The organism is Rhodopirellula sp. UBA1907 (genome assembly GCF_002337565.1).
Taxonomy (GTDB): Bacteria; Planctomycetota; Planctomycetia; order Pirellulales; family Pirellulaceae; genus Rhodopirellula; species Rhodopirellula europaea.
The window spans coordinates 1670-7391 of sequence record NZ_DDGH01000035.1; the positions used below are offsets into that span (position 1 = coordinate 1670).

Here is a 5722-nt window from a genome sequence, read left to right on the forward strand (position 1 = left end):
TCGTCGGTGGAGACGGCGGTCGGAAATCATCGGGCATCGTGCACATGATAGCGATGACATCGCGTGCAGTGATCCCCCGCCGCGGACTTGGTGTGGCAACTGGAACAGTTCGCCTTTGTCATCGGCAAAAATTCCGGTGACGCATTCACCGTTGATTCACCGTCCATGTGCACCGCATTGGCCGGATTGGTCGTTCCCAATTGGTGGCAGTGTTTGCAATCCTGCAATCCCTGCACATTCAAGTGAGGCGTGTGTGAGAAATGGGTCAGCCGATCGCCGTTTTCCTTGGTGCGGAATGCTCGCCATCGCATCGATGCGAGCGATGCATCGGCCAACGGATCCGTTTGCACCTGGTGGCAACCCACGCAGGCTTGAACCGCGGGCTGAGCCAACATGGATTGCTTGAGCGGGTCATCGGATGGTAACCGCTGGATGATTTCAATCATCGATCGCAGCACTGGATCGGAGTGACCTTTGCCACGATAGCGAACCGACAAAGTCACATCGTCTCGATACCAACCGCCAAACGATTGAGTCTTCGCCGCGTCGTAGCGAGCCGCCAACTCGGCCGCCCAGTCTGCTTGTTCCGGCGCGGGCGTTTCTTCGTCGGCCGTGGACCAAGAGGTCAATGGATCATCGGCCAATAACGGATCGTCTGCCAACAATGGATCGGGGCCGCCGATCCCGCTGTCAAAGCGACTGTCGAATTCGCTTTCGAATTCACCGTCCAGCAATCCACTCAGTGCACCAGCCTCCACCGATGAGTCGACCGTTGTGTCAGTGGCGGCGTCAGCTTCACCAAACCAAACTCGCAACGCGTCGCGAACCAGTTGTGGCGGGAACGATTCAACAAGAGGCAAGGCGGTCTGTTCATCGATCCCGGCCTCTCGTAGTCGTTGCATGAGTGCGTCTTGACCGGTCGTCGCCAACTCTTGCGAGAGCTTTGTGATCGCTTTGCCCAGCGATACCGCTTCGACCTGCACGATTGGCGAATCCCAGTTCGCTGCATCGACACGTTGGAATCGGTTCAACGCCGACTCGCTGATTCGCTCCCGCAACATCAACGCCATCCAACCATCGATGGTGCCATCGGCAAAACCTGTTGCCAAAGTTGGCCAGTCTTCGACTTGCACGGCAATGTCATTGGGCAAGGTCGGCAACTGCAACAACGCCGGACCTTCGGCCACCTGAACCCGCAACGCTTCGTCATGGCACTGCGCACAAGCGATCTCGTACGGCAACGTCGTCATCACCGGATCGGTGGAGTCCAAATTGAAACTCGAGAAGCTCGGCCCAACGTGGCATGTCTTGCAGTCAAACGTCGCAAACGCATCGGGGCTTGATGGATCCCCACCGCTTCGTTTCTCCGCTTCACTGGGGAAATGAATTTTCGCGTGGCGTCCATGATCAAAGTGGATGTTGGACGCGTGTGCGTACGGCCACTGACCAAATTCGGGATGCGAATCGGCAAAGGAACCAAATTGATTGACGTGGCAGGTTTGGCAACGCGAATCCGTGATGGCGGCGAGGTTCGCATCTGCGCCGTGGTGTTCTTGATGACAAATGCTGCAGGCCAAATTGTTTTGAAGCGAGGACGTCCGGCTGACCGTTTGAACAGCCAGGCTGTTGTCGGAAAGCTCTGATTCACCGTTGTTGGATTCCAATGCAATCGGCTTCCCGTCGCGTTTCAGGATCGCTGCCAATGTCAGTTCGTCGCGGACTTCTTGCGACAAGTTGTGTGCCCACCGAGCCGACTCGCGTGGCATTTGTTGCTCGTGGCAATTCAGACACAAATCGGTCATTGCGAGAGTCGGCATGTCGGCGTGCTGTGTTCCTCCGCCACCAATCCAGCTCGCCAAGTTGAAGAGACCCTTGTCTTCGTTCTGTTTGCTCGATGAGGGGTCGCTTGAGGTTGCCAGCCAGCGGTTGCTGGTCGCATTTTGGTGACACGCAGCACATCGGTCTTGAGCCAATTCGCCCGACAGGATTTGCGCGTGAGCGGTTGTCAGGTTGCCAGGCTGGATGACTTTGGGTGTCGCTCGCGTCGCGAAGAGAACGACCATCGCGGCGGCCAATATTGCCAGCATCGCGGCGGTGAATTGGCGTCGACGTCCCGCCCACGTTCGTCGTGGAGAACAAGCTTCGTTGTCCGGATCGGCGCTGTCGGCAAAGGGGCATGAACCCGCGCGGCTTGGTCCATGCAAACAAGGATCGCATCCCGGTGAACGCCCGCATGCGTACGGGTGCCCGGGCCGTTCGAGCCTCGGTGGTATTGGCAGTTGAAAGTCGTCGCGTCTCATGATTCCACAAACTGCAATGCATGAATGGTGTGCATGATGGCGAGCGCCACCAATCCCAACGACATCACGGCATGAACCGCAACCCAAGCTCGCAGTCGCCACTGAAGAGCGTGCTGCGTGTCCAGCTCATCTCGGCGGCGAACCAATCCGGCAAGCTCGTCGGCGACTTCTTTGCCATCGTCTTCCAAGTAACGATGCAGCTCGTTCAGACCGATCACCAAACGCCGACGTCGAAACGAGTGAGCGAACAAACGGTGCGACCATGAAAGCGGCGATTCGAGATACCGACGAAGGTATTGATCGTCAAACTCGCCCAAGACTCGTTGAGAATCGACGCTGGTCAAACTATCCAGTCGCTGCATCGCACGTTCCGCCAACTGTTCTCGATGCCAATCGATTTGGTCGTATCGAGGTTGGCTGCCCATCGCTGTCAAACGTGCCGGCAAGCGACGACTCGCCAGGATGCCATAAAAACCTGACAAGCTGACGCCGATGAACAGGACGCTCAGCGTTCCTTCCAACCATCCGTCCGCAATCAATCGCCCCGTCGCGATCGCGGGCACGTGCATCACAAACACGCCGCACGCGAACAATCCCGTGAAAATGTGAACCTGAGTCCAGGTGCTCATCGTGCCCAGTGGCAAGATTGGAATCCGGCGACGAATGCCGATCGCAAACAAGATCAAGATCGAACTCAGTAGCGTCCAACCCGTCATCACGCTGCTTCGATAGAGAGCCGCATGAAGCGACTGCGAAATCCATGCGGTCAGCACGATCGCAATCGCAACAACGATCAAACTCGCGATCCGTCGACGTCGAAACGACCAAGCTCGACCGGTGCCAAACACCCGGCGACGGAACTTGGACACGGCATCGGTTCGGAATTGTTGCCAGCGTCGCGACGATGCAGAACGGCGGCGTTCAGCCACACTCATGTTCGTCTCCTCAACCAGTCTTCCAGCGGCGGCGATTCGCTCAAGTCAATCCGAACGATTGCATCATGTGGACAGGCCGCTGCGCATGCCGGTCCGCTGGGCAGCCCACTGCACATGTCGCACTTGGTCGCTTTGGTGATCGGCCGGTTGCTCGCTTCGTCGGTGTAGGGACGACCCTTGGGATCGTTCACCGCCGCCATTTCGATGTTGCCGTACGGGCACCCTTTGGCACACGTGCCACATCCGATGCAGATGGATTCCGAAACCCGAACGTGACCGGTGGATTCCTCGCGGTGCAATGCCCCCGTCGGACAACCGATCATGCAAACCGGATCGGTGCAGTGCATGCAAGCCTGGACGAATTGCAGTCGATCGTGGTTGACGCCAACGCGAGCGAACTTGGGATTGCCATCATGCACGCTTGCGCAAGCTTTGACGCAATCATCGCACCGCGTGCAACGATGCAGATCGATGATCATCGCCTCGCGACCGTTGTTGAAACGGTTTTGCACGATGAACTCGAGCAACCCGGTGGGCTCAAATGATGTTCCGGTTGGACTCGGCAAGTCCTGCCACGTTTCTTCGCTGGTGTGATTCATCGCCGTCGAAACGATCGGTAAATCCACCTTCGGTCGCTTCTCGCTGCGCCGTTCACGAGCCTCCTCGGACGCCGGCATTCGCAATAACGCTTTCGCCGCGGACGCTGGCAACTCGCTGCGGCGAACGTGAGGCAAAATGTCGGTGGCAAAGCACTCCACCGGAATATGCAACGTGTCCAAGAATCCAACCGCTCGAAGCGAATGCTGCAGCGGCAAATTGATTGGACCGTCCTCGTTGGTGACACCCAACGCGATCTCCTCCAGACCGAACAGGTGGCCTTTGCCAAGATACGCGGTTGTTCGTTGAGCCACGCCGTAGCTTTGGCAAACCCGTCCAAAGCCGCTGCGAACGATGATCAGATCCGTGACCTGATGACCCTCGGTCGCCACCACCGGTTCACTTTCAATCTGTTCGGCGGGAGAAAGCTTGCGAGTCTTTTTGTAGTCCGCGTTCCATTCCAACCGGCCGAACGATCGTTGGATTGTCGCCGCGACCACCCGTTGCAAATTTTGCTCCGGCAGAAATCGCAGCAATGGGATCTCACGCAAATGCAGCGGCAACCAGTTTTCTCGGTAGTGGTCGTCCATCCGCTGAGAAAACGCGGGGTCGCGACGCAGCATCTTCAGACCCTGCAGTCGGATCTCCAGCAACGTGCTGTCGCCCTGCGAAACAACCGTGGCCGATCGAGGCGACCGATACATCGCCGCCACCTCACCGAACAATTCACCAGGGCTCAATCGCACACTTTGCCCGGCTCGCACCAGCCCATCGAAGTCTTGCAATTGCAACACCGGAGGACGATCGTCCGCGTGATGAGCGGAGGCATGCAAGTCGACATTTGGGACGACTTCCTCAGGACGCCGAGCTTCGCGGACACCTGACGGTCGCAGCAGTTGCCAGACCGCCTTGGGCCAAGATACTTTTTCGGTTTCACGCCGACCGAGCAATTCCGGTGGCAATTCGCGAGTCAAAAGTTCAGCGTGTCCATCCACCAACAGGAACGCACTGTTGGCGTAATCGCCTTCGCGAGCGATCACTTCGCCGTGAGCGAAACGGTGCAATCGGCAATCGTTCCGAAGGATGCCATCGAGTGGAATCGATTTGGGAAACGCGGCGGGATCCAGGTTCGAAAAGGGAGATTGTTCGCGCAACCATCCCACGTCCGCATCGGTCATGTGCGGGTCCATCGGTTCGTCCCACCGTCGGGGACGACGCACAGCAATGGATTCATCGGTCATCATGTCTCGGTCGATAGCCATCGCCGTGGCTCAAAGTCAAGACACAACCCGCCGAAGACAAGTTTCACACGTCCATTTGAAGCGGTAGGGCGCGAGCCCTCCGGTAAAAACTCACGACCGTTTCTGGCGCAAGTGATCCAGTCGATGACGAACGTGTCGCATGGTTCGCAAGGCGTCCAGACCTGCCAACATCAGAATGGTCATCAGCGACAACATCACCGAGATCCAACAGCTCAGCCACACGGCATGATTTTTGGGAGTGGCCAAGGTCGCGACCAACACCAAAACACCACAAACCAGGAACAAGAAGTTCACCCGTTTTCGAGAACGACGTCGGCGTTGCATGTAGGACTGATCGATTTCTTCATCGAACCGTTCATGCGACCAGCCGACCTGTTCGGACCGCTGCAACCAAACAGCGAAGAAGATCAGCGTGCTGGCGAGGACCAAACCACCGGCGAACATGAGGGAGCCTTTGAAAGAGAAGCGAGCCAACCGGTGAGTCCCACCCATTGGATCCAATCATCCTATCACGTTGGTGGAAAGCTTCTAGCTTCTAGCTTCTAGCTTCGTGCTCGTGAGGTAGCCCGAACGCAGGAAACGGCACGCATCGCCGCCCCGCAGTGCTCGCTGAACGCTCGCATTCCGA

4 protein-coding genes are annotated in these 5722 nt (G+C 57.5%); all 4 read right to left on the reverse strand.

Annotated features, from left to right (window positions below; translation table 11 throughout):
* Nucleotides 1-26 precede the first annotated feature (26 nt).
* Nucleotides 27-2087, reverse strand: coding sequence for a hypothetical protein (locus B2R17_RS07980; protein WP_286763556.1), 2061 nt, complete (start codon nucleotides 2085-2087; stop codon nucleotides 27-29).
* A gap of 209 nt (nucleotides 2088-2296) precedes the next feature.
* A complete protein-coding gene (locus B2R17_RS07985; protein WP_286763557.1) occupies nucleotides 2297-3235 on the reverse strand; it encodes a hypothetical protein in 939 nt (312 codons plus the stop codon).
* Nucleotides 3232-5094: a cyclic nucleotide-binding domain-containing protein gene (locus B2R17_RS07990; RefSeq protein ID WP_008664219.1), complete on the reverse strand. Its 1863-nt coding sequence runs from the start codon at nucleotides 5092-5094 to the stop codon at nucleotides 3232-3234. Before B2R17_RS07990 ends, B2R17_RS07985 begins: the two co-directional genes overlap by 4 nt.
* A 90-nt stretch (nucleotides 5095-5184) precedes the next feature.
* Nucleotides 5185-5586, reverse strand: coding sequence for a hypothetical protein (locus tag B2R17_RS07995; protein WP_008658765.1), 402 nt, complete (start codon nucleotides 5584-5586; stop codon nucleotides 5185-5187).
* Nucleotides 5587-5722 lie beyond the last annotated feature (136 nt).

Coding starts and splice junctions, on each gene's coding strand:
- B2R17_RS07980 (WP_286763556.1), bottom strand. CDS start 2,087: ATGCTGGCAATATTGGCCGCCGCGATGGTCGTTCTCTTCGCGACGCGA.
- B2R17_RS07995 (WP_008658765.1), bottom strand. CDS start 5,586: ATGGGTGGGACTCACCGGTTGGCTCGCTTCTCTTTCAAAGGCTCCCTC.
- B2R17_RS07985 (WP_286763557.1), bottom strand. CDS start 3,235: ATGAGTGTGGCTGAACGCCGCCGTTCTGCATCGTCGCGACGCTGGCAA.
- B2R17_RS07990 (WP_008664219.1), bottom strand. CDS start 5,094: ATGGCTATCGACCGAGACATGATGACCGATGAATCCATTGCTGTGCGT.